At 60.4% G+C, this 24,434-nt stretch carries 15 protein-coding genes, 3 tRNA genes and 1 riboswitch; of the genes, 15 read left to right on the forward strand and 3 right to left on the reverse strand.

Annotated features, from left to right (window positions below; genetic code table 11):
• Positions 1-2: 2 nt before the first annotated feature.
• Complete coding sequence (locus tag AC0IYN_RS17605) at positions 3-5,912, reverse strand: dermonecrotic toxin domain-containing protein (RefSeq protein WP_471842379.1); 5,910 nt, start codon at positions 5,910-5,912, stop codon at positions 3-5.
• Positions 5,913-6,202: 290 nt separating this feature from the next.
• Here AC0IYN_RS17605 and AC0IYN_RS17610 point away from each other — a divergent pair, with 290 nt between their 5' ends.
• The 7 genes from AC0IYN_RS17610 (at position 6,203) to astE (ending at position 14,072) form a co-directional block, all read left to right on the forward strand.
• Positions 6,203-7,423, forward strand: a complete 1,221-nt coding sequence (locus tag AC0IYN_RS17610) for an aspartate aminotransferase family protein (RefSeq protein ID WP_406599870.1) — start codon at positions 6,203-6,205, stop codon at positions 7,421-7,423.
• 206 nt (positions 7,424-7,629) lie between these two features.
• Entirely contained in the window at positions 7,630-8,649 is a 1,020-nt protein-coding gene (gene aruF, locus AC0IYN_RS17615) for an arginine/ornithine succinyltransferase subunit alpha (protein ID WP_005790628.1), read from the forward strand.
• Positions 8,650-8,700: 51 nt separating this feature from the next.
• The gene (gene astA, locus AC0IYN_RS17620) at positions 8,701-9,726 is read left to right on the forward strand and encodes an arginine N-succinyltransferase (RefSeq protein ID WP_078049883.1); all 1,026 of its coding nucleotides are present in this window, start codon (positions 8,701-8,703) and stop codon (positions 9,724-9,726) included.
• Positions 9,723-11,192 carry a succinylglutamate-semialdehyde dehydrogenase gene (gene astD, locus AC0IYN_RS17625; protein WP_458376826.1) on the forward strand — a complete coding sequence of 490 codons (1,470 nt, stop codon included), beginning with the start codon at positions 9,723-9,725 and terminating at the stop codon, positions 11,190-11,192. The genes astA and astD overlap by 4 nt, the downstream gene beginning before the upstream one ends.
• Before the next feature lie 188 nt (positions 11,193-11,380).
• Positions 11,381-12,727, forward strand: coding sequence for an N-succinylarginine dihydrolase (gene astB, locus AC0IYN_RS17630; RefSeq protein ID WP_471842380.1), 1,347 nt, complete (start codon positions 11,381-11,383; stop codon positions 12,725-12,727).
• Between the two features lie 38 nt (positions 12,728-12,765).
• A complete protein-coding gene (locus AC0IYN_RS17635; protein ID WP_003214319.1) occupies positions 12,766-13,056 on the forward strand; it encodes a hypothetical protein in 291 nt (96 codons plus the stop codon).
• An 11-nt stretch (positions 13,057-13,067) separates the two neighbouring features.
• On the forward strand, positions 13,068-14,072 hold the full coding sequence (gene astE, locus AC0IYN_RS17640) for a succinylglutamate desuccinylase (protein ID WP_406598134.1): 1,005 nt from the start codon (positions 13,068-13,070) through the stop codon (positions 14,070-14,072).
• Here astE and AC0IYN_RS17645 read toward each other — a convergent pair whose 3' ends face one another.
• On the reverse strand, positions 14,073-15,572 hold the full coding sequence (locus tag AC0IYN_RS17645) for a M91 family zinc metallopeptidase (protein ID WP_471842381.1): 1,500 nt from the start codon (positions 15,570-15,572) through the stop codon (positions 14,073-14,075).
• A gap of 152 nt (positions 15,573-15,724) precedes the next feature.
• Positions 15,725-16,237: a 6,7-dimethyl-8-ribityllumazine synthase gene (locus AC0IYN_RS17650; RefSeq protein ID WP_078049878.1), complete on the reverse strand. Its 513-nt coding sequence runs from the start codon at positions 16,235-16,237 to the stop codon at positions 15,725-15,727.
• Between the two features lie 96 nt (positions 16,238-16,333).
• A riboswitch (FMN riboswitch) is annotated at positions 16,334-16,503 on the reverse strand.
• Between the two features lie 191 nt (positions 16,504-16,694).
• On the opposite strand from AC0IYN_RS17650, the gene ltaE reads away from it, so the two are divergent.
• From ltaE to mgtE, 8 genes are all read left to right on the forward strand, one after another.
• Positions 16,695-17,699, forward strand: coding sequence for a low-specificity L-threonine aldolase (gene ltaE / locus AC0IYN_RS17655; protein WP_471842382.1), 1,005 nt, complete (start codon positions 16,695-16,697; stop codon positions 17,697-17,699).
• 146 nt (positions 17,700-17,845) lie between these two features.
• The gene (gene alaS / locus AC0IYN_RS17660; RefSeq protein ID WP_100492277.1) at positions 17,846-20,464 is read left to right on the forward strand and encodes an alanine--tRNA ligase; all 2,619 of its coding nucleotides are present in this window, start codon (positions 17,846-17,848) and stop codon (positions 20,462-20,464) included.
• A 94-nt stretch (positions 20,465-20,558) separates the two neighbouring features.
• A complete protein-coding gene (locus tag AC0IYN_RS17665; RefSeq protein ID WP_010208327.1) occupies positions 20,559-21,800 on the forward strand; it encodes an aspartate kinase in 1,242 nt (413 codons plus the stop codon).
• Positions 21,801-21,974: 174 nt separating this feature from the next.
• The gene (csrA, locus tag AC0IYN_RS17670; RefSeq protein ID WP_003175645.1) at positions 21,975-22,163 is read left to right on the forward strand and encodes a carbon storage regulator CsrA; all 189 of its coding nucleotides are present in this window, start codon (positions 21,975-21,977) and stop codon (positions 22,161-22,163) included.
• Between the two features lie 62 nt (positions 22,164-22,225).
• Positions 22,226-22,316, forward strand: a tRNA-Ser gene (locus tag AC0IYN_RS17675).
• Positions 22,317-22,424: 108 nt separating this feature from the next.
• A tRNA-Arg gene (locus tag AC0IYN_RS17680) sits at positions 22,425-22,501 on the forward strand.
• Between the two features lie 72 nt (positions 22,502-22,573).
• Positions 22,574-22,650: transfer RNA gene (locus tag AC0IYN_RS17685), tRNA-Arg, on the forward strand.
• 340 nt (positions 22,651-22,990) lie between these two features.
• Positions 22,991-24,433, forward strand: coding sequence for a magnesium transporter (gene mgtE, locus AC0IYN_RS17690; protein ID WP_058427502.1), 1,443 nt, complete (start codon positions 22,991-22,993; stop codon positions 24,431-24,433).
• The last annotated feature ends 1 nt before the right edge of the window (position 24,434 follow it).

Raw genomic sequence — 24,434 nt, forward strand, 5'->3', positions numbered from 1 at the left:
CGTTATTCTTCTATGGGCTCCTCGGCCCTCGGCTCCAGTGGGTTGCCGTGGTCGTCGAGAGTGACTTCCAGAATCTGGAAATCATTTCCGGTTCGCAGGTAGTACTCCCTTAGAAGCCTGATGCTTTCCGGTGTCCAGGGGTTGTTTTGCAAATCGCTGTCGAGGTCGAACACTTGCTGTATTTCCATTATGTCCGCAGGAATATCGCGTAGCGCGTTATTGCTCAGGTCCAAGGTTTGCAGCCCGTGCAGTTGAAACAATCCGTCGGGCACCTGACTGATCTGCGTGTTGGACAGCTTCAGCGTGTTCAACAGGTGCAGGGCGCTGACATCCGGCGCATTGCCCAGTGGGTTGTTGTCCAAATGCAAGAACTCAAGGTTGTCCAGGTCGCTGATAGAGCGTGCTTCGGCTGGGGTGAGGGCTATTTCGCAGTCGGAAAGGTCAAGGGCGCTCAGCTTGGGCATTGCGAAAATCGCAGGGGGTAACTTCCCGAGCGTGCAATTCGTCACGATCAGGGTTTGCAGGCTGGGAAAGGCTTCGAGAGTGCCGTTTATCTCGGTGATGGTGAACGCTCCCCTGAGATCAAAGCACGTCACATGGTCCAGGCGTACGCTCAGTTGCGGCAATGTGCCGATGATGGGTTGGTTGAACGCAAACTCATAGGTGGTGCGGTCATCCAGGCTATCTTCATCTATCGGACTTTCGCGTCGCCAGGCTTCTTGGAGCAGGCGCTTGAACCGCCGACGATTGACCTCATCGGCACTGCGCAGGTCGTCCGATAAGACGCCACCGGTCAGCGGGTGCTGCTCGGGCGTATCGTTCGCCCAGTGCTGCAGTTCGGCGACCAATCGCGTGTAATCACCCTCCAGTTCAGTCAGTTCGGCATCAATGTCCTCCATGCTTCCAGGCAGCCCGAAAATCAGCCGGTCCATGTGTTCTTCGCTCATTCTTGGATAGAGCTGCCGGGTCCTGTTGCGGTGCACGGCGGATGTCTGGACGTGGAAGCAGTCATCGGTGCGCTGGCAGTAGCTTTTGATCAGATCAAGGCTCCGGGGTGTCAGGGGGTTGGCGGAAAGGTCGAACACTCGGCCCGGATGCTCTGGCAGGGCGAACAGTTCGGGAGGGAGTTGTGTAATAGCGTTGCCGCTGAGGTCTACGGTATAGCGCTGGACGTCTGTCAGCAGGGTGGGAGGCACCGTGTCGAGCCCGGTTTCGCGTAGGTGCACGGTGGTCAGTTGAGTCAGACGGCTGAAATCAATGGGCGCGCCCAACGGGTTGCTGTTCAGGTTCAGGTGACTGAGATTTGACAGGCGTTCCAGGCGTGCGCGGCTGTTGGCTGAAAGGCGGATTGCGCAGGCTTCCAGGCGCAGGAGCACCAGCTTGGCCCGCGAGAAAACCTCGAGCGGGATGTCGCCAAGTACCGTCTGACTGAGGCTGAGGGATAGCAATTCGGGGAAGCGGGTGAGGAAGCTGTCGACATCCATTGGGGCGTTATTGCCCTCCATGATCAGCACGCTGATGTGGTCGAACGAGGCGTCAATAGCGGGCAGCGCGCCCGTCAGTTCGCGTGGGATGAGCAGCGCATGGCGTTCCACTCCCGTTTCGGTCAATTGGTGGCGCCAGCATCTTTCCAGGCGCATGCACAGACTGATTCGCCTGGCGAACTCTTGACCACTAATGCCAGTCGCGTCCTGCCATTGTTGGAGTTGCGCTTGCAGTGTTTCCAGCTCGGCGGCCCTGCGTTGCAATTCCACCTGGCCAGCTTCGACCGTGCCGGGGAGGTCGTAGATCAATTGATTGAGCTCTGACTCGTGCAAGCTTGGATAGAGTTGTTGTGCCTTGCGCAAATCACTGTGGAGTGCGTTGGCTCCAAACCTGACGCGGTGGGCTTGATAGTAGGATTTAATCTGCTGCACTGCCGTCCGCGACAGCGGGTTACCGCTCAGGTCGAAGGCGCTGCCCTTGTGCGGCGGCAATGAAAAAAGGGCTGGCGGTAGCTCGCGGATTCGCGCGTTGCTGAGCAATGCAACTATAAGGTGGGGGCGGTCGACTAGACCGTCCGGTAGCTGTTCGATCTGGGTGTGGGATAAGTCAAGGTGAGTCAGGTTCGTCATGGCTTCGACGCTGGGCGCCAAGTCCAGAGGGTTTTCATGCAAAACCAGGGATTGTAAACCTCGCAGCGAGGCGATACGTGCCTGGTCTGCGGGCGTCAGCCGGAGATTGCATCTGCCCAGGCTAAGGGAGTTCAAGTGTGGCAGGTTGAAAATGAGATCCGGCACGCTGCCGAGGTTCAAACCCCTGATTATCAGGTGGCGCAGGCTCTGGAAACGCCCCAGGAACGCAAGGGCGCTAGCGGTTTGCGGGCGCCCGCTAAGGGTCAGCAGCGACACGTGATCGAAATTTGCCGTCAGTTCCGGCAACGCGCCGAGAATCGGGTACTCCAGGCGCAGGCTGTAGCCGTCTACGCTTGGGTCCAGGAAGAGGTCGGCGGCTTCTTCACGGCGCCAGCATCGGCGCAATTGGTTAGAGATCATGCGACGATTCCGGCGTTCATTGCGCCATTCGGCCTCGGATAGCTGTACGCCGGTTTCGGGGTGGAGGGCGGGGATTTGGCGCCGCCACCTTGTCAGGTCGTTGCACAGTTGTAGGTATTCCTCGGCCAGTGCCGCAAGGCCATTGGCTGCGCCACCTGGTTGGGTGTGCAAGTGGGTGAGCAAGTCTTGGATTTGCTGCTGATCGAGCGCGGGGTACATCGCGCGTGCACGTTCCTCCAAGGTCGCGACTGGCGCAGGCGGTGCGTCCTGGATCGGGTAACCGGCATCCATTCCTAGCAGGCGCAGCGTTTCCAGGGTGGGCGGTTTGATGACGTAGGTGTCCAGTACCTGGCGCAGCTCTTCACGTGGCAGCGGTCGTTGTCGCAGTTGTTCTCGCAACGCAGGCCCCTGATTGACGCCGAGCCCCAGGGCGTCGCGTTGTGCGTCAGGCAGGGCATTGAGTATGGCGGTGTACAGGTCGGTCTCACCTGACAGCGGGCCTTTTTCATCGTGGGGCACGTAACGGCCGTCGGCGGTAAGCACCAGCGTGCGCACAATCGTGGCGTCCTCGACGCCAACGTGCAGCCACATTTCCCCCTGGGCAGTGAGGTGCCTGGCCTCAATGCGCAGGTTGCCCGGCCAGCCGGGCTGAATTCTCAGGGTGTTCAGTGCCAGGCGTTCGCTGTCGACAGTGGGCATTGTCTCAAGATGCAGACTTTCGTAGGCACGGTTGATCCGCAGTTCATCCAGCGTGCTGCGGGCAAGGTCGGCCAGGCGCGGCGGGGTGTTTTGGTTGTCCAGCTCTGTGAGTTCCTCGGCGCTGGCGTGGTCGAGCACGTGATTGATGACCTGGGTCGGCAGGCCGGGGGCGCTCTGTATCAATTGTTGCGCAGGCGCGTCCGCTGTCGGTTGCAGCTGGGCGTAACGTGAATCGAACAGCATGGCGCGACGCCTCTCGGCCACTCGCGCGAGTTTCTTGCGCCACTGATTGGCACGGTTGTCCAGGCTCAGCTCAGGGTCGGCCGCGCGTTCGCCGAACAGGCTGCGGATCTCTTCCGGTGCCAGCCTTTTCAGCAGTTCCTTGAGCAATTGGTCCTTGGTCAATTGCGCCTCCTGGATCTGCACCGCCGGTTTGTCGGTGTCTCCAAACTCCCAGACTGTATTGCCTTGGGCATCGAGTATCCGCAGGCAGCGGGTCTCGGGCCATTCGCCGTGGGTTATAAGCAGGTGCAACAGGTCTTGTGGATCGACGAGCTGATACGTGGCCGGATCGTCGCTGTTAAGCCGGTCGATAAGGGTGTGCAAGCTGCGGTCGATACGCACACGTTCAAGGGTGTCGGCCAGCAAGGGGGGGACGGGGTCGCCCAACACATGCATTTTGCGCAGCGCGTCGTCATCGACGCCACTGAGCGTCAATGCCAACTCCCGGTCGGCCTCACTCAATTCACTGACGTCATGGCCGAGACGGCGTAACAGGGTTGTACGGTCCCAGCGCAAGGGGTCTTCCAGCTCGCTGTGCCAGGCTCCCGAGCCGTTGTGCTGTAGCCGCGGGGTGTAGGCGTCTGGGCGCGTTGGGTGGGTGATTACATACTGTTCGCTGTCGGCCAGCGGTTGCACGGCGTACAGATCACCCTCAAGAGGCAAAACTGACGCACCGGGTAGGGTGTGCAGGCCCTGTTCATTGATCCCCAGGCGCGGCGGCAGGGCCTTTTTCTGCTGGTAGGCCTTAAGGTCCTTTTTCCAGTAGCGTTCGCCGCCATTGGCGAGGGTGACTGGCTTGAAACCGTCGATAAACGCCAGCACATCAGGCGGCGCGACCTGGCGCAACAGCTTCACCCCAATCGTGCTCCCGGCCGCAAAGGCGCCGACTTGCACCAGCGACTCCAGCACGCTCATCAAGTGACCGAAGGCTTCACTGGACTCACCCATTGCCCAGTCGATGATGCCTTCAAACACCTCATCCAGCAGTTGGTAGGCCATGTAGCCCAGCATCAACTCGCCCAACCCGGGAATGAACGGCGCCACCACCATCACCACCGCATTAACGATCGAAGACGCCTCGTTGACGAAGGCATCCCAGGCCGCCCAGCGCGCCTTGCGGTCAGCCTCGGCAGTGGAGATGGCCCGTGTGCGCGCATCATTGATGATCTGGTTGAGTCGTTGCTCATAGACGTGCTCCCAGAGATCGCCGGCAATGGCGTGCGCAGAGAAGTTCAGACGAGGATCCGTGGTGGGCTCCTTGCGCCATGGCGCCAGGTTGCTTCCCGATTGCGGTGGGTGCCAGGTAATGCGCGCCAGGCGTTGGCTGAGCCCGGAAAAAAATGGCCCGTGATGTTCATGGTTTACAAAGCGGCTGAAAAAACCCTGATATTGCTCATCGCGCAGCTTTTCGGTCAGGGCTTGCTTGAAGGCCAGTGATGAGGCGTATTCCTTGATCGGGTGTCGAGGATCATCAGGCACATAGGCGACGACGCTCTGCACGGAACGGGGGTGTTCGAGCTCAACGGCAAACAGCAGGACGCCGTTCAACGGGGCCTCCATCATGTGCAAATCATAGGCGCGCAGGGGCTGGCCGTCCTGGAGCCGCGCAGGCTTGCCCTCGATCAGCTCGCCAATGGCACGCCACATGTCTTCGGCAATGTCCCCGTTGATGCGAGCCAGGTGCAAGGCATTGCGCAAGGCGGCAGTGTGGCTGGCTATGACTTTGTGTTGCAGTACGCTGGCGGCCACGGGCTCGTCCAGTCCTAATGCCTCGCGCACATGACGGGCGTATTGGGCGCCGATGTCCAACTCGCGGCACAGCTGAGTGAACGCCGTAATCGACAACACCTTCTTGACCGCCGGCAATGTATCGAATTGGCCGCTGGCGGACGGGCGGGTGATGAACGTTGAATCCGCCTCGTAGGCGTCGGCCTTGGTCTCCGCGCTCTCGAAGTTGTGCAGGGCCGCATCGAGCAACGACACCGTCCACGTGCGCGCAGCCCCTGTGCGCACGGTAAACCAGGGGGTGGTCAGTGGGATGTACAGGCGTAGATAAGTCGTTTCGCAATCCAGCTCCAGGTTGAAGCGCTTGAGCAGGGCTTCTTCAAGAATGGGCTTGGCGAATGCCTTGGCATCTTCAAGCTGCTTGAGCGTTTGCTCGACCTTGTTGCGTGCTGTCCAATGCTCAGCCGTTGCCTTTGTGAACGCCGATTTCAAGGGGCTGGGGGCTGTGCCAAGTGCCTGACCCAGTGAGAGTTTGGCTGTTTTTAGGGCATTGCGTGCCTGCTGTGAGGACTGGCCCAGCCATGAGGGAATTGCGCTATTGAGCACCTCATAGTGGCTGTCGGGTTGGGGGTTGCCGAAGGCTGCTGGCAATAACGAAGACGGGGTGGTCATGCGCGCTGATCTCCAATGGACGTGAAAACGCCAGTAGATCAGCCGCCTGGCGACGGATGAGCTTAGATAGATATGCGTGTACGCCTGGTTTTGGTCCTGCCGCAAAACCGCTGGGCAGTTTAAACTGCGCCTTTGCGACGGTAATTGTCGCATTGGCGTAAACCCGCCAAAAACGCGGGTTGGCGCTATAAGAAGTTGTCGCTTGGCGGCAAGGCCGCACTGAAAACTGTCCTTACAATCCCTGCATCGCCCGCCAGTTCCAGGCAGGCGTTCCTCTTCAGGAGACTCCGATGTCCGTTGAGCAAGCCCCGGTGCAACGTGCCGATTTCGACCAGGTGATGGTTCCCAACTATGCACCTGCCGCGTTCATTCCCGTGCGTGGCGCAGGTTCGCGCGTATGGGACCAGGCCGGTCGCGAGCTGATCGACTTTGCCGGCGGCATCGCGGTCAACGTACTGGGCCACGCCCATCCGGCGCTGGTCGGTGCACTGACCGAACAGGCCAACAAGCTGTGGCACGTCTCCAACGTCTTCACCAATGAGCCGGCCCTGCGCCTGGCCCACAAACTCATCGACGCCACCTTTGCCGAGCGCGTGTTCTTCTGCAACTCCGGCGCCGAAGCCAACGAGGCCGCGTTCAAGCTGGCCCGTCGCGTGGCATTCGACCGATTCGGCAGCGAGAAATACGAGATCATCGCCGCGCTGAACAGCTTCCACGGCCGTACCCTGTTCACCGTCAACGTCGGTGGCCAGTCGAAGTACTCCGATGGCTTCGGTCCTAAAATCACCGGCATCACGCACGTGCCTTATAACGACCTGGCTGCGCTGAAAGCCGCCGTGTCGGACAAGACTTGCGCCGTGGTGCTGGAGCCGATCCAGGGCGAAGGCGGCGTACTACCGGCCGAGCTGGCCTACTTGCAAGGCGCCCGCGAGCTGTGCGACGCGAACAACGCGCTGCTGGTGTTCGACGAAGTGCAGACCGGCATGGGCCGCAGCGGCCATCTGTTCGCTTACCAGCATTACGGCGTGACCCCGGACATCCTTACCAGCGCCAAGAGCCTGGGCGGCGGTTTCCCGATCGCGGCGATGCTCACCACTGAAGCGCTGGCCAAGCACCTGGTGGTCGGCACCCACGGCACCACCTACGGCGGCAACCCGCTGGCGTGCGCGGTGGCCGAGGCGGTGATCGACGTGATCAACACCCCAGAGGTGCTGGCCGGCGTCAACGCCAAGCACGACCTGTTCAAGGCGCGCCTGGAGCAGATCGGCAAGCAATACGGCATCTTCACCGAGGTGCGTGGCATGGGCCTGCTGCTCGGTTGCGTGTTGAGCGATGCGTTCAAAGGCAAGGCCAAGGACGTGTTCAACGCGGCCGAGAAAGAAAACCTGATGATCCTGCAAGCCGGTCCGGACGTGGTGCGTTTTGCCCCAAGCCTGGTAGTGGAAGAGGCGGACATCCAGGAAGGCCTGGACCGTTTTGAACGTGCTGTGAAGACGTTGACGCAAGCCTGATGGGCCGTTCGGTGCCCGGCGATTCGGGTACCGAACACAAATTTTACATGCCGGACTCGGTCCTTGTAGGAGCCGGCTTGCCGGCGATCCAGGCACCACGGTGTAACAACCACACCGAGGTGATGCGATCGCCGGCAAGCCGGCTCCTACAAAGGAAAATCCGGCATTTTTCCCTCTGTGAGTTTTTCGAGTTAAGGAGTGACACCATGCTGGTGATGCGCCCCGCGCAAATGGCTGATCTGGGCGAGGTACAGCGTCTGGCTGCGGACAGCCCGATTGGTGTCACCTCCTTGCCGGATGATGTGGAACGCCTGAGCGACAAGATCGCCGCCAGCGAAGCGTCCTTCGCGGCAGAGGTGAGCTTCAACGGTGAAGAGAGCTATTTCTTCGTGCTCGAAGACACCGACACCGGCAAGCTCGCCGGCTGCTCGGCCATCGTCGCCTCGGCCGGTTACTCGGAGCCGTTCTACAGCTTTCGTAACGAGACCTTCGTGCACGCGTCTCGCGAGCTGAAGATCCACAACAAGATCCACGTGCTTTCCCAGTGCCACGACCTCACCGGCAACAGCCTGCTCACCAGTTTCTATGTGGTGCCCGAGCTGGTCGGTTCGCCGTGGTCGGAACTCAATTCCCGTGGCCGCCTGCTGTTTGTCGCCAGCCACCCCGAGCGCTTTGCCGACTCGGTGGTGACCGAGATCGTCGGCTACAGTGACGAGAACGGTGACTCGCCGTTTTGGGACGCCATCGGCCGCAACTTCTTCGACCTCAACTACGCCGCCGCCGAGCGCTTGTGCGGGCTGAAAAGCCGTACCTTCCTCGCCGAGCTGATGCCGCACTACCCGATCTACGTGCCGCTGCTGCCGGACGAAGCCCAGGAAGCCATGGGCCAGGTGCACCCGCGTGCACAGATCACCTTCGACATCCTGATGCGTGAAGGCTTCGAGACCGACCATTACATCGACATCTTTGACGGCGGCCCGACGCTGCACGCACGGGTATCGGGCATTCGCTCGATCGCCCAGAGCCGTGTGGTGCCGGTGAAGATCGGTGAGATGGTCAAGGGTGTCGGTCGCCAGTACCTGGTGAGCAACGCGCAGTTGCAGGATTACCGCGCGGTAATGCTGGAGCTGGACTACGCGCCGGGTAAACCGGTGACGTTGGACCTGGCAGCGGCCGAAGCACTGGGTGTTGGCGAAGGCGCGAGCGTGCGCCTGGTAGCGGTTTAAAAAGAGAGTTTCGCGGGTGGCTGACAACAGCGGCCCGTTCGAGGAGATAGCATGATCGTTCGTCCCGTACGCAGCAGCGATTTACCGGCCCTGATTGATCTGGCGCGCAGCACCGGCACCGGCCTCACCACCTTGCCGGCCAACGAAGAGCGCCTGACCCACCGCGTGGGCTGGGCCGAGAAAACCTTTCGCGGCGACGCCGGGCGCGGCGATGCCGACTACCTGTTCGTGCTGGAAAACGACGAAGGCCGCGTGGTAGGCATTTCTGCCATCGCCGGTGCCGTCGGCCTGCGTGAGCCCTGGTACAACTTCCGGGTCGGCCTGACGGTCAGCGCCTCCCAAGAGTTGAACATCTACCGCGAGATTCCGACGCTGTTCCTGGCCAACGACCTCACCGGCAATTCCGAGCTGTGCTCGCTGTTCCTGCACGCCGATTACCGCACCGGCCTTAACGGTCGCATGCTGGCCAAGGCGCGGCTGCTGTTTATCGCCGAGTTCCCGCAGTTGTTCGGCAATAAGATCATCGCCGAGATGCGCGGCGTGTCCAACGACGCCGGGCGCTCGCCGTTCTGGGAAAGCCTGGGCCGCCACTTCTTCAAGATGGAATTCAGCCAGGCCGACTACCTCACCGGCGTGGGCAACAAGGCGTTTATCGCCGAGCTGATGCCGAAGTTTCCGCTGTACAGCTGCTTCCTGTCCGAGGATGCGCGCAACGTGATCGGCAAGGTCCACCCGGACACCGAGCCGGCGCTGAGCATGCTCAAGAGCGAAGGGTTCAGCTACCAGGGCTATGTCGACATCTTCGACGCCGGCCCGGCGGTGGAGTGTGAAACCACCAAGATCCGCGCGGTGCGCGACAGCCAGTCATTGGTACTGGCCATCGGCACACCCGGGGACGACGCCACGCCGTTCCTGATCCATAACCGCAAGCGCGAGGATTGCCGCATTACCGCCGCACCGGCCCGCCTGGCCGCAGGCACGCTGGTGGTCGATCAACAGACCGCCAAGCGCCTGCAACTGGTGGTGGGTGATCAAGTGCGTGCCGTACCGTTGTCCGCTGCTCGGGAGTCGAAATAATGAATTCGCTGTATATCGCAGGTAGCTGGCTGGCTGGCCAGGGTGAACGGTTTGAGTCGCGCAACCCCGTGACCCAGCAGGTACTGTGGGCCGGCAATGGCGCCACTGTCGAGCAGGTCGAATCCGCCGTGCAGGCCGCGCGCCAGGCGTTCCCGACCTGGGCTCGGCGCCCGCTGGAAGAGCGCATCAGTGTGCTGGAGACCTTCGCCGCCACGCTGAAAAGCCGTGCGGATGAAATCGCCCGCTGCATCGGCGAGGAAACCGGCAAGCCACTGTGGGAGTCGGCCACCGAAGTCACCAGCATGGCCAACAAGATCGCGATCTCGGTGCAGAGCTACCGCGAGCGTACCGGCGAGAAGAGCGGCCCCCTGGGCGACGCCACCGCCGTGTTGCGCCACAAGCCCCACGGTGTGGTGGCGGTATTTGGCCCGTACAACTTCCCCGGCCACTTGCCGAACGGGCATATCGTGCCGGCGTTGCTGGCGGGTAACACCGTGCTATTCAAACCGAGCGAACTGACCCCTAAGGTTGCCGAGCTGACCGTGCAATGCTGGATCGAAGCCGGGTTGCCGGCGGGTGTGTTGAACCTGCTGCAAGGCGCGCGGGAAACCGGCATCGCGTTGGCGGCCAACCCAGGTATCGATGGGTTGTTCTTCACCGGCTCCAGCCGCACCGGCAATCATCTGCACCAGCAATTCTCCGGGCGCCCGGACAAGATCCTCGCCCTGGAAATGGGTGGCAACAACCCGCTGGTGGTCGATGAAGTGGCCGATGTGGATGCGGCGGTCTACACCATTATCCAGTCGGCGTTTATCTCGGCTGGCCAGCGTTGCACCTGTGCCCGCCGCCTGCTGGTGCCGCAAGGCGCCTGGGGCGATGCGTTGCTGGCCCGCCTGGTGGCGGTCAGCTCGACCATCGAGGTGGGCGCGTTTGATCAGCAGCCGGCGCCGTTCATGGGCTCGGTTATCTCCCTCGCCGCCGCCAAAGCGTTGATGGACGCCCAGGAGCTGATGCTCGCCAATGGCGCTGTGGCGCTGCTGGAAATGACTCAGCCTCAGGACCAGGCCGCCTTGCTGACCCCCGGCATCATCGACGTGACCGGCGTGACCGAGCGTGAAGACGAGGAACTGTTCGGCCCACTGTTGCAGGTGATCCGCTACGCTGATTTTGAAGCGGCGATTGCCGAGGCCAACAACACCCAATACGGTTTGGCCGCTGGTCTGTTGTCGGACTCCGAAGCGCGCTACCAGCAGTTCTGGCTGGAAAGCCGCGCCGGCATCGTCAACTGGAACAAACAACTGACCGGTGCCGCCAGTACCGCGCCGTTCGGTGGGGTAGGTGCGTCGGGCAACCATCGCGCCAGTGCCTATTACGCGGCGGATTATTGCGCGTACCCGGTGGCCTCGTTGGAAACCCCGACCTTGGTGGTGCCAGCAACCCTGACCCCCGGCATTACGCTGATCTAATGTAGGAGCCGGTTTTGTGGTGAGCGGGCTTGCCCCGCGCTGGGCTGCGAAGCAGCCCCAGAATTCGGCGGTGTACCCGTCGGGGGGCAAGCCCCCTCACCACAGCAAGCCCGCTCCCACATTAGGTCGGTGGTGTGTTCAAGTAATTTGATGCCTATAAAAATACAGATGTTCGTGGAGCCTCGCCGATGAAATCCTATGAAGTCAATTTTGACGGTCTAGTGGGGCCGACCCATAACTACGGCGGTTTGTCCTACGGCAATGTCGCGTCCCAAAGCAACAGCCAGCAGTCTTCCAACCCGAAGGAAGCGGCGTTGCAGGGCCTGCAGAAAATGAAAGCCCTGATGGACATGGGCTTTGTGCAGGGTGTGCTGGCGCCCCAGGAACGTCCTGATGTGGCGGCCTTGCGCAACCTCGGTTTCAGCGGCACCGACGCCAAGGTCATCCAGCAGGCCGCCAAGCACGCCATGCCGCTGCTGGTCGCGAGCTGCTCGGCGTCGAGCATGTGGGTGGCCAACGCCGCCACCGTCAGCCCGAGTGCCGACACCTTCGACGGTCGCGTGCATTTCACCGCCGCCAACCTCAACTGCAAGTACCACCGCAGCATCGAACACCCAACCACCAGCCGCGTGCTGGGGGCGATGTTTGCCGACCAGAAGCACTTCGCCCATCACGCTGCATTGCCGGCGGTGGCGCAGTTCGGTGACGAGGGCGCGGCCAACCACACACGCTTCTGCCGCGACTATGGCGAGGCGGGCGTGGAGTTTTTCGTGTACGGGCGCAGCGCCTTCGACACCCGTTACCCGGCGCCACAAAAGTACCCGGCGCGCCAGACGCTCGAAGCGTCCCAGGCCGTCGCACGCCTGCACGGCTTGAAGGATGACGGCGTGGTCTATGCCCAGCAGAACCCGGCGGTGATCGATGCCGGCGTGTTCCACAACGATGTGATCGCGGTGGGTAACGGCGAAGTGCTGTTCTATCACGAGGATGCGTTCCTCAATACCGAGCAGATGCTGGGCGAGCTGCATGGCAAGTTGGCCAAGCTGGGCGGCAACTTCCAGTCCGTCTGCGTACCGCGGGCCCAGGTCAGCGTCGAGGACGCGGTGCGTTCCTACCTGTTCAACAGCCAGTTGCTGAGCCGCCCTGATGGTTCGATGCTGCTGATCGTGCCGGAAGAGTGCCGCGCCAACGAACGTGTCTGGCAGTACCTGCAAAACCTCACGGCCTCTGGCGGGCTGATCCGCGAAGTCAACGTCTTTGACCTCAAGCAAAGCATGCAGAATGGCGGCGGCCCGGCATGCCTGCGTTTGCGTGTGGCGTTGAACGAAACGGAACTGGCGGCGGTGAATCCAGGCGTTATCATGACCGCGCCGTTGTACGACACGCTGACCCAGTGGGTCGACAAGCACTACCGCGACAGCCTGCGCGAAACCGACCTGGCGGACCCGCAATTGCTGCTTGAGTGCCGGACGGCACTGGATGAACTGACGCAAATCCTTAAACTGGGCTCGGTTTATCCTTTCCAGATCAATTAACGCCACCTTCTTTTACGCCCAATGCCGAGAGCTACTTTATGACCACCGACACCCTGAAACTGATTCTTGAAGACACCGACGGCACCCAGCTGGAAACTTCCTGCACCCGCGTCGCCGTGGTCTGGCAGGGCAAGGAAATCTGGATCCAGCACGACGGCCGTGGCCAACTGCTGATCGGCGTGGACGTGGAAGAAGGCGACGCCGAGTACGCCAACCTGCTGATGCGCCCGCTGGCCACCAACCTGATGAGCCTGCAACTGGAGATGGAGCCGGCCGACGTCGAAGGTGATGACGACGACCACGTCCACGGTCCTGGCTGCAACCACTAAGGAAGCTGCTTATGCTCGCCCTCGGCAAACTGCTTGAACTGACCCTCGCCGGTCGCGAACCGGCGCAAAAAATTCAACTGACTGTCGACGGCGTGCAGATGCGCTGGCTCAGCGAGGGCGCACTCGAAGTGCGCCCCCCTGAGGCGAAAGACAACGGCAGCGACCTGCTGCTGTCGTCCGGCATCCATGGCAACGAAACCGCGCCGATCGAACTGCTCGACCGCCTGTTGCATGGCATTGCCCGTGGGGAGATCAAGCCCCGCTCCCGTATTCTGTTCCTGTTCGGCAACCCCGAGGCCATGCGCCGCGGCGAGCGTTACCTCGAACTGGACGTCAACCGGTTGTTCAACGGTCGGCATGAAAAAAACATTGGCCCCGAAGCCATGCGCGCCGCTGAGCTGGAGCAATTGGCTCGCAGTTTCTTCAGCCTGCCGGGCCGTTCGCGCCTGCATTACGACCTGCACACGGCCATTCGCGGCTCGAAGATCGAGCAGTTTGCCCTGTACCCGTGGAAGGAAGGTCGCCAGCATTCACGTCACCAACTGGCGCGCTTGAACGCGGCCGGCATGCAAGCGGTGCTGCTGCAGAACAAGACCTCGATCACCTTCACGGCCTTTACCTACGAGCAACTCGACGCCGAGGCCTTCACCCTCGAACTGGGCAAGGCCCGGCCTTTCGGGCAGAACCAGGGCGTGGATGTGTCGCGCCTGGAAACACGCCTCAAGCAGATCATCGAAGGCACAGAGCCTGAGACTGACAGCCTCGATGGCTTGCAACTGTTCGCCGTGTCGCGCGAAGTCATCAAGCACAGCGATGCCTTCTTGCTGCACCTGCCGGCAGACGTGGAAAACTTTTCGCCGCTGGCCAAGGGTTATCTGCTGGCCGAAGACGTGGCCAAGACCCGCTGGGTGATCGAGGAAGAGGGCGCGCGCATCATCTTCCCCAACCCGAAGGTAAAGAATGGCCTTCGGGCGGGGATTTTGATCGTGCCCTGCGGCGATGGTGCGTTGGCGTGATCAATCAATGGCGTATTGCGTACGTAGCGGCCAGCCCAGCTCCTTGCGCAGACCGTTTTCACTGAACGTTTCCGGGTTGGTGTTGGTCGGTGGCGTGCTCGGATCGTTGTCAAAATCGAAGGCTTGCTCGCTTGTCGGCAGCCCTACGGCTTGCAGTTCGGTGTTATCGATCTGGTTTCTCGGGTAATGCTGGTCCACCCCGTCCAGACTGGTGCCGCGCAGTTTTGTGCCGGTGACATGGTTGTAGGCGTGGCACAGCTCGTGAAACAGCGTGATGACGCTCGGGGCCCCGAGTCTCCCGTTGCGGGCGCTGTACCAGATATGGCCGCCGTAGGCTGGTTTGCCGGCCTTTTGGTGGTCGATGTAAGCCAGCTCAGCCGCTGACGAGTCATCCGGAATAAATTCACCATTCACGCGTGGTACGAGCTCCGTAATGGTGATCGGTTTGCCGCTGGTTCTGAAGGCTTGTTCCAGCACTGAAAGCAATCTTTGTCCGGTGGGCGAAGCATTCAGCAGGTACAGGTCATCTTTGGCCCGACCAACGAACCACGGACTGCCGCTGATGACGAAAGCCGATAGATCAAGCGGTTTGGGTTCAAGCTGAATAGCGTGGGACGCGATTTGCCCCGGCGGGAAGGCATCCATTTGCTCGGGCGTGATGTTCGTACAGTCTACGATCAGCTCGCTCTTCACGTTGTGGTAGGTGATGTCAGTGGGTTTGAGCTTCTCTACCTCGTTGGAGCCTTCACCGGTGTAGATCACGTTGTGGCCGGTGCCCGCCTCAATGAAGTCATCCCCTGGCCCTGCGCAAATAATGCTGTGTCCGCCGCCGCCAGTCAGGGTGTCATTACCCTCGCCCCCCAGGATCACCGCAGTGTTGTCGCTGCCCTTGAGTGTGTCGTCGCCCGGTCCTCCATATAAGGTGCAGTGGCCCTGACCCGCCGCGTTGATTTCATCGTTGCCTTCTCCACCCTCGACATGGCTGTAGCCTGCCACTGTAATGTCGTCGTCTCCCGCGCCTGCATAGATATCGCTGAATCCGTCTTCAGTAATGATGCGGTCGTTGCCGTCTTTGGTATGGATCTCAACGGGATTGAGTAAGTGTCGATGAATATGAATGTGGTCGTCGTCATCGCTGGTCGTGAACCGTATCACTTGGCTGTCATGGGACGGGACGACCAGCAGCAACTCGCCGTCGAAGTCGACGATCAAGGGCTTTTTCGCAAAAGGGCCGTTAGAAAATTGATTGGGGTAAACGTTAATGTGGTTGACAGGCGTTTTGGCGACGAAATCCAATATATCCCGCAATCCATCTTTGCATCGCGAAACCTCCAGCCGTTCACCCTGGTAAATCAGGTGGGTGGTGCGTGTGATGGATCCTGTGGCGCCATTGGGTTCGGTCATTACCGTAGGGGTTGAGGAGGTTGTGTCCCCGTTGATACGTATGGCACGGGCGAAGTCTTGTTCGGAGAGGCGGTGAAATTGATGCGTGTGATTCATAGACGTTACGCTCCAGTGAAAAATGATGTGGCCGTTATTCGGCACAGCACTCACTAGACCGCAGGTAGCGGAGGGCGGGGCGGTAGTTAATTGAAGCAAAACGCCCCGCTCATGGGAGCGGGGCGCTTGGGTCGGCGGGGACGAGCGTTGAATCAAACCGCCAGTTTTTGCGGCTCTTCGCTGCGACGGATCGCGCGGACTTTCTTCAGCGTATCGGCGCAGGTCCGCGCAGCTTCCTGGCCCTTGTGCACGAAGTGCTCGTAGAAGAAGGTGTGGTGCTCGCTACCGGCGTGGAAGTGATGCGGGGTCAGGGACACCGAGAACACCGGTACTTCGGTTTCCAATTGCACCTGCATCAGGCCGCTGACCACCGATTGGGCGACGAATTCGTGACGGTAAATGCCACCGTCCACCACCAGCGCGGCGGCGACAATGCCGGCATAACGACCGGTCTTTGCCAGCAGCTTGGCGTGCAGGGGCATTTCAAAGGCGCCGCCGACTTCGAAGAAGTCGATGTCCGATTCCTGGTAGCCCTGGGCGATGATTTCGGCGAGGAAGCCCTTACGGCTCTGGTCGACAATATCCTTGTGCCAGCAGGCCTGGATAAACGCGATACGTTCGCCGTGATGGTGTTTGCTTTTGCTGTCGATTGCGGTGGGTTGCATGTTCTGACTCCTGTTTAAGAAAAAAACAGGGCGTTATGAATCGAATGGGATTTAAGGGTACGCAAACACACGTCGTGCGCGGCCCTTAGGTGCCAATCCCGTTCTCTCTTCATCCGGACTATGACCGTCGGCCCCGGGATCACACCGGGTCTGCTGACCTTGTCGCCGTCCTGCGTGAGCAGTTCGAGGCGCCAAGCGCTCGCGGGCTATGCACATTGCGTGCAATTACCGCCGGTGGGGAATTGCACCCCGCCCTGAGAACGTTGCCGCCAGAACCCTGACGGCGGAGAGTTTTTAACACGGTTTTTCGAAAACTGCACGACCGCTGTATCGATAAGCTATATCGGTTTGTTTGGTTGGTATTCGATTGAATGCAGTTGGGGCTTGATATTGCGCGGCTTTGCCCGCAGTAATCACTCACAAAAGGAACTTACTCAACCCTTGAGAGGCGTGCTTCATGTCTGTGATCGACCTGCGCAGCGACACCGTGACCCAACCCACCCCCGGCATGCGGGACGCGATGGCCAACGCCCTCAGCGGCGATGATGTGTATGGCGAAGACCCCAGCGTCAACCTTCTGGAGGCCGAACTCGCCAAGCGCCTGGGCTTTGCCGCTGCGCTGTTCGTGCCCACCGGCACCATGAGTAACCTGCTGGCGTTGATGGCCCACTGTGAACGCGGCGAGGAATACATCGTCGGCCAACAGGCCCACACCTACAAATACGAAGGTGGCGGGGCGGCCGTGCTCGGTTCGATCCAGCCCCAGCCATTGGAAGTGCAGGCGGACGGCTCACTGGACCTGAACCACGTGCTCGAAGCCATCAAACCCGATGATTTCCACTTCGCCCGCACCCGCCTGCTGGCGCTGGAAAACACCATGCAGGGCAAGGTGCTGCCGCTGGAGTACCTGGCAAACGCGCGCGCGTTCACCCGCGAACACGGCCTGGCCCTGCACCTGGACGGCGCGCGGCTCTACAACGCGGCGGTCAAGCTGGGGGTGGATGCGCGCGAGATTGCCCAGCACTTCGATTCGGTGTCGGTGTGCCTGTCCAAGGGCCTCGGCGCGCCGATCGGCTCGGTGCTGTCTGGCTCCACGGCGCTGATTGCCAAGGCACGGCGCCTGCGCAAGATGGTCGGCGGTGGCATGCGCCAGGCCGGCTCGCTTGCGGCGGCGGGGCTGTACGCGCTGGATCACCAAGTGCAGCGCCTGGCAGACGACCATGCCAACGCGCAGTGGCTGGGGGATGAGCTGCGCAAGGCCGGCTATACCGTGGAGCCGGTGCAGACCAACATGGTCTACGTACACATCGGTGACCAGGCCCAGGCCTTGAAAGCCTTTGCCGCCGAGCGCGGGATCAAGTTGAGCGCCGCATCGCGCTTGCGCATGGTCACGCACCTGGACGTCAGCCGGGCGCAGATCGAGCAAGTCGTGCAGACATTCGTCGACTTTTCCCGAAAATGACAGTGCAGACCGTCTAATTGACTGTTTCTATCGCATAAACACGCTGTACCACCGGCAAAGGGCCGATATAATGCGGCCCTTTGCCGTCGCTTCGTCTGATGATGTTGCGCACTGGCCTTTGGCCGCAGCCTCCGTGGAAGAACCTAATGAAAAGCGCAGAAATCCGTGAAGCCTTCCTTCGCTTCTTCGAAGAGCAAGGTCACACCCGTGTCGCCTCCAGCTCCTTGATCCCAGGCAATGACCCAACCCTGCTGTTCACTAACGCGGGGATGAACCAGTTCAAGGACTGCTTCCTGGGCCAGGAAAAACGCGCCTACACCCGTGCTGTCAGCAGCCAGAAGTGCGTGCGCGCCGGTGGTAAGCACAACGACCTGGAAAACGTCGGCTACACCGCCCGTCACCACACCTTTTTCGAAATGCTCGGCAACTTCAGCTTTGGCGATTATTTCAAGCAAGACGCGATCAACTTCGCCTGGACCTTCCTCACCGGCGTACTGAAACTGCCGAAGGAAAAACTCTGGGTCACCGTCTACGCCAGCGATGACGAAGCCTACGACATCTGGACCAAGCAGGTCGGCGTACCGGCCGAGCGCATGGTGCGCATCGGCGACAACAAAGGCGCGCCGTACGCCTCCGACAACTTCTGGACCATGGGCGATACCGGCCCGTGCGGCCCTTGCACCGAGATCTTTTACGACCACGGCGCCGATATCTGGGGTGGCCCACCGGGCTCGCCAGAGGAAGACGGCGACCGTTACATCGAGATCTGGAACAACGTGTTCATGCAGTTCAACCGCACCGCCGATGGCGTGTTGCATCCGCTGCCAGCGCCGTCGGTCGACACCGGCATGGGCCTGGAGCGGATCAGTGCGGTGATGCAGCATGTGCACTCCAACTACGAAATCGACCTGTTCCAGAGCCTGCTGGCCGCGGCCGCCAAGGCTATCGGTTGCGCCAATGAAGACCAGGCGTCGCTCAAAGTGGTGGCTGACCACATCCGTTCCTGCGGCTTCCTGATTGCCGACGGCGTGCTGCCGTCCAACGAAGGCCGTGGCTACGTGCTGCGTCGCATCATCCGTCGCGCTTGCCGCCACGGTAACAAGCTGGGCGCCAACGGCAGCTTCTTCTACCAGATCGTCGCGGCACTGGTGGCCGAGATGGGCGAAGCCTTCCCGGAACTCAAGCAGAACCAGGCGCACATCGAGCGCGTGCTCAAGGCAGAAGAAGAGCAGTTCGCCAAGACCCTGGAGCAGGGCCTGAAGATCCTCGAGCAAGACCTTGCCAACCTGCAAGGCAGCGTGGTGCCAGGCGACGTGGTGTTCAAGCTCTATGACACCTACGGTTTCCCGATGGACCTGACCGGCGACATCGCCCGTGAGCGCAACCTGACCCTCGATGAGGCCGGTTTCGAGCGCGAGATGGAAGCCCAGCGCGTGCGTGCACGTTCGGCAAGCTCCTTCGGCATGGACTACAACAGCCTGGTCAAGGTTGACGTGGCCACCGAGTTCACCGGCTACAAGGCCACCCAGGGTGCAGCCAAAGTGGTTGCCCTCTATAAAGACGGCCAGTCGGTTGACGTATTGAATGAAGGCGATGAAGGCGTGGTGGTCCTGGACCAGACCCCGTTCTACGCGGAATCCGGTGGCCAGATTGGCGACTGCGGTTTCCTCAAGGCGGCGTCCGGGCGTTTTGACGTGCGTGACACCACCAAGACCGGCGGTGCGTTCCTGCACCACGGTGTGTTGGCTTCGGGCAACCTGACCGTCGGTTCGCCGGTGGACACCCAGGTAGACGCCGACGTGCGCCACGCCACCGCGCTGAACCACTCGGCTACGCACTTGCTGCACGCCGCGCTGCGTCAGGTACTGGGTGAGCACGTGCAGCAGAAGGGTTCGTTGGTCGACAGCCAGCGCCTGCGTTTCGACTTCAGCCACTTTGAAGCGATCAAGCCTGAGCAGATCAAGGCCCTGGAAGAAATCGTCAACGCCGAGATTCGCAAGAACACCCCGGTAGAGACCGAAGAGACCGATATCGAGACCGCCAAGGCCAAGGGCGCCATGGCGCTGTTCGGCGAGAAGTACGGCGACAGCGTGCGTGTACTGAGCATGGGCGGCGACTTCTCGGTGGAGCTGTGTGGTGGTATCCACGCCAACCGTACCGGCGACATCGCCCTGCTGAAAATCGTCAGCGAAGGCGGCGTGGCCTCCGGTGTGCGCCGTATCGAAGCGGTGACTGGCGCAGCAGCCCTGGCCTACCTGAATGCGGCTGAAGAACAACTCAAGGAAGCGGCCACCCTGGTCAAGGGCAGTCGCGACAACCTGATCGACAAGCTGTCCGCTGTGCTGGAGCGCAACCGCGCCCTGGAGAAACAGCTGGAGCAGTTGCAGGCCAAGGCGGCCAGCGCTGCAGGCGACGATCTGTCGGCTTCGGCCGTGGACGTCAAGGACGTGAAAGTCCTGGCTGCACGCCTGGATGGCCAGGACGGCAAGGCGCTGTTGGCCCTGGTCGATCAGTTGAAGAACAAGCTCGGCCGCGCAGTGATCCTGCTCGGCGGTGTCCATGAGGATAAGGTCGTTCTGGTTGCTGGTGTAACCAAGGACCTGACTGGCCAACTCAAAGCCGGTGATTTGATGAAGCAAGCCGCCGCGGCAGTGGGCGGGAAGGGCGGTGGTCGTCCGGACATGGCGCAAGGCGGTGGTGTAGACGCTGGCGCCCTGGACGCGGCCCTGGCCCTGACTGTGCCGTTTGTCGAGGCAGGTATTTAAGGCACCGTTAACCGGCCCGTGGTCTAGTCACGGGCTGCTCGGTGCTGGTTGATTGGATATTAGGCGCCCCTTTACGGGCTGAGGCGGCTTAGAAATGGCTTTGATCGTACAGAAATTTGGAGGCACCTCGGTCGGCTCTGTCGAAAGAATCGAGCAGGTGGCCGACAAGGTTAAGAAGTTCCGCGATGCCGGCGATGACCTGGTGGTGGTGCTGTCGGCCATGAGCGGCGAGACCAATCGCCTGATCGATCTGGCCAAGGCAATCAGTGGTGATCAACAGCCGCTGCCGCGTGAGCTGGATGTGATCGTGTCCACCGGCGAGCAGGTGACCATCGCCTTGCTGGCCATGGCGCTGAACAAGCGCGGTGTGCCGGCGGTGTCCTACACTGGCAGCCAGGTGCGCATCCTCACCGACAGCGCGCATACCAAGGCGCGGATCCTGCAGATTGACGATCAGAAAATCCGTACGGATCTGAAGGCCGGGCGCGTGGTAGTTGTAGCAGGCTTCCAGGGTGTGGACGAGCAGGGCAACATCACCACCCTCGGACGTGGCGGTTCGGACACCACCGGCGTTGCGCTGGCCGCGGCCCTCAAGGCCGATGAATGCCAGATCTACACCGATGTGGATGGCGTCTACACCACTGACCCGCGTGTGGTGTCCGTGGCCCAGCGCCTGGACAAGATCACCTTTGAAGAGATGCTGGAAATGGCCAGCCTCGGTTCCAAGGTGTTGCAGATCCGTGCGGTGGAGTTCGCCGGCAAGTACAACGTTCCGCTGCGCGTATTGCACAGCTTCAAAGAGGGTCCGGGCACCCTCATTACTATTGATGAAGAGGAATCCATGGAACAGCCGATCATTTCCGGTATCGCATTCAACCGTGATGAAGCCAAGCTGACTATCCGTGGCGTGCCAGACACCCCGGGCGTGGCCTTCAAGATCCTGGGCCCTATCAGCGGCGCGAACATCGAAGTCGACATGATCGTGCAGAACGTTTCGCACGATAACACCACCGATTTCACCTTTACTGTGCACCGTAACGAGTACGATGCGGCGGAGCGGATCCTGCAGAACACCGCGAAGGAAATCGGCGCCCGTGAAGTGGTCGGCGATACCAAGATTGCCAAGGTGTCGATCGTGGGTGTGGGCATGCGTTCCCATGCCGGCGTTGCCAGCCGCATGTTCGAAGCCCTGGCCAAGGAAAGCATCAACATCCAGATGATCTCCACGTCGGAAATCAAAGTCTCGGTGGTGATCGAAGAGAAGTACCTGGAACTGGCCGTGCGCGCGCTGCACACCGCTTTTGAGTTGGACGCTCCGGCCCGACAGGGCGAGTGATGCAGTGCCAGGAAGGCGCGGTTTACCGCGCCTTTCCTTTTTTTGTAGGGCGTATGTTCTTTTGCGTGCGCTCGACAATACTTAGGCGGTAGGGCTATGGCCTTTTGGTTGTAGGTCGAAGGCCTTTTTTTTGCAGACTGTTGTTCCTGAACTGAAATGCGTGAGGAGAAAGGTATGCTGATTCTGACTCGTCGTTGCGCAGAAAGCCTGATTATCGGTGATGGCGAAATCACCGTGACCGTGCTCGGCGTCAAAGGCAATCAAGTGCGTATCGGGGTTAACGCTCCGAAAGAGGTAGCGGTGCACCGCGAGGAAATCTACCTGCGGATCAAGAAAGAGAAGGACGAAGAACCAAGCCTTTAATTTTTATCGTTTTTTATGTTTGCAAACGGGGATGAACGTGGTTAATATACGCCCCGTGTTGCGGAGAGCTGGCCGAGTGGCCGAAGGCGCTCCCCTGCTAAGGGAGTACACCTCAAAAGGGTGTCGGGGGTTCGAATCCCCCGTTCTCCGCCATTATTTGCTTAGTACGTTGCAATCTGGTTTTTTCGCTAAGTTGTTGAAAATTAACGAAAAAATAGCTTTACATAGAGATTGAACGGCCTATAATGCGCGGCAACAAATGCACTCGTAGCTCAGCTGGATAGAGTACTCGGCTACGAACCGAGCGGTCACAGGTTCGAATCCTGTCGAGTGCACCATTTAAGAGTCAGTTGCAGCAATGCAAGTGATTCGGTTACAACCAGTTGTGATCTGGTCTAAAAACACAATATGCACTCGTAGCTCAGCTGGATAGAGTACTCGGCTACGAACCGAGCGGTCACAGGTTCGAATCCTGTCGAGTGCACCATACAAACAAAAAGCCCGCCTAGTGCGGGCTTTTTGCCGTCTGGGGTTTGTGTAGGATTTCATCTTTTTCTCCTGTCTCCATGTGTTTTCCTTTCCTGCTGCGTCGTCGCAGTTCTTAGATGCAGCCAGTGCTTAGCTTTGGCTCGCAAGCGCTTGTTCTTTCCAGTTTTTTAACGTTTAAAGTGGCCGGGCGGTGTATCATTGCGCCCGTCAGCCCCGCCGGGGCTTGTGGAATACCTCCATGGACTTACCCAGTAGTTACTCAGTACCCCGTTTTACCAATCATGAATTGACTGATTGATCCTTCCGGCGTGCCCCGCTGCTGGGAGTGGAGTTCGCCTATGACCGAAGTAGAAGTAAAGAAAACACAAGAAAGCCTGCAGGATCGCCTCGCTCAAGTCATCGAGCTGCTGCAGCGCCAGCGCGTGGTCGAAGACCTGACGCATCGCCAGGACGGCCCGAATAACAACCTGGTCGAAAACCTGGTTCACCGGCAAAACCTCGTCGAGCTGCAACGCAAGCTTGACGACCTGCACTCCGCCGACGTCGCCTACATTCTCGAAGCCTTGCCGCTGGATGATCGACTGACCCTCTGGCAGTTGGTCAAGGCCGACCGCGACGGCGACATCCTCCTCGAAGTCTCTGACTCGGTTCGTGAAACCCTGATCGCCGACATGGACGATCACGAGCTCCTGGCGGCGGCCAAGGAGATGGACGCCGACGAGCTGGCTGACCTGGCTCCCGAGCTGCCCCGTGATGTTGTCCATGAGCTCATGGAAGCACTGGATACTCAGCAGCGTGAGCGCGTGCGCTCCGCGCTGTCCTACGATGAGGATCAGGTCGGCGCGCTGATGGACTTCGAGATGGTCACCATCCGCGAAGACGTCAGCCTGGAAGTGGTCCTGCGCTATCTGCGCCGACTCAAAGAGTTGCCAGGCCACACCGACAAATTGTTCGTGGTTGATTACGAAGGCATTCTCAAGGGCGTGCTGCCGATCAAACGCCTGCTGGTGAATGATCCGGAAAAGAAAGTTGCGGACCTGATGGCCAGCGACACCGTGAGCTTTCACCCTGATGAGGATGCTTATGACGCGGCCCAGGCGTTCGAGCGTTATGACCTTATCTCGGCGCCGGTAGTCGACAAGAACGGCAAGCTGATCGGGCGTCTGACCATCGATGAAATCGTCGACCTGATTCGTGAAGAGAGCGAAACCGAAGTCCTCAACATGGCGGGTCTGCGTGAAGAGGAAGATATTTTTGCCTCGGTCTGGCGTTCGTTGCATAACCGCTGGGCCTGGCTGGCCGTTAACTTGATCACCGCCTTTATTGCCTCGCGTGTGATCGGGCTGTTCGAGGGCTCCATCGAGAAGCTGGTGGCGCTGGCGGCGCTGATGCCGATCGTGGCTGGGATCGGTGGTAACTCGGGTAACCAGACCATTACGATGATCGTACGGGCGATGGCGCTGGATCAGGTCAGTACGGCCAACTCATCGCGTCTGTTGCGCAAGGAGCTTGCCGTAGGCCTGATAAACGGTCTGGTGTGGGGTGGGGTTATCGGTGTGGTGGCCTATCTGCTGTATGGCAGTTGGTCGCTGGGTGTGGTGATGACTGCCGCCATGACGCTCAACCTGCTCCTCGCTGCGCTGATGGGGGTGTTGATTCCCATGACCTTGGCCCGCCTTGGCCGTGACCCTGCCATGGGTGCCAGCGTGATGATCACGGCCATGACCGACAGTGGTGGCTTCTTCATCTTCCTGGGCCTGGCAACCATCTTCCTGCTCTGAT

The sequence above is a fragment of the Pseudomonas sp. AC112 genome (assembly GCF_979253545.1).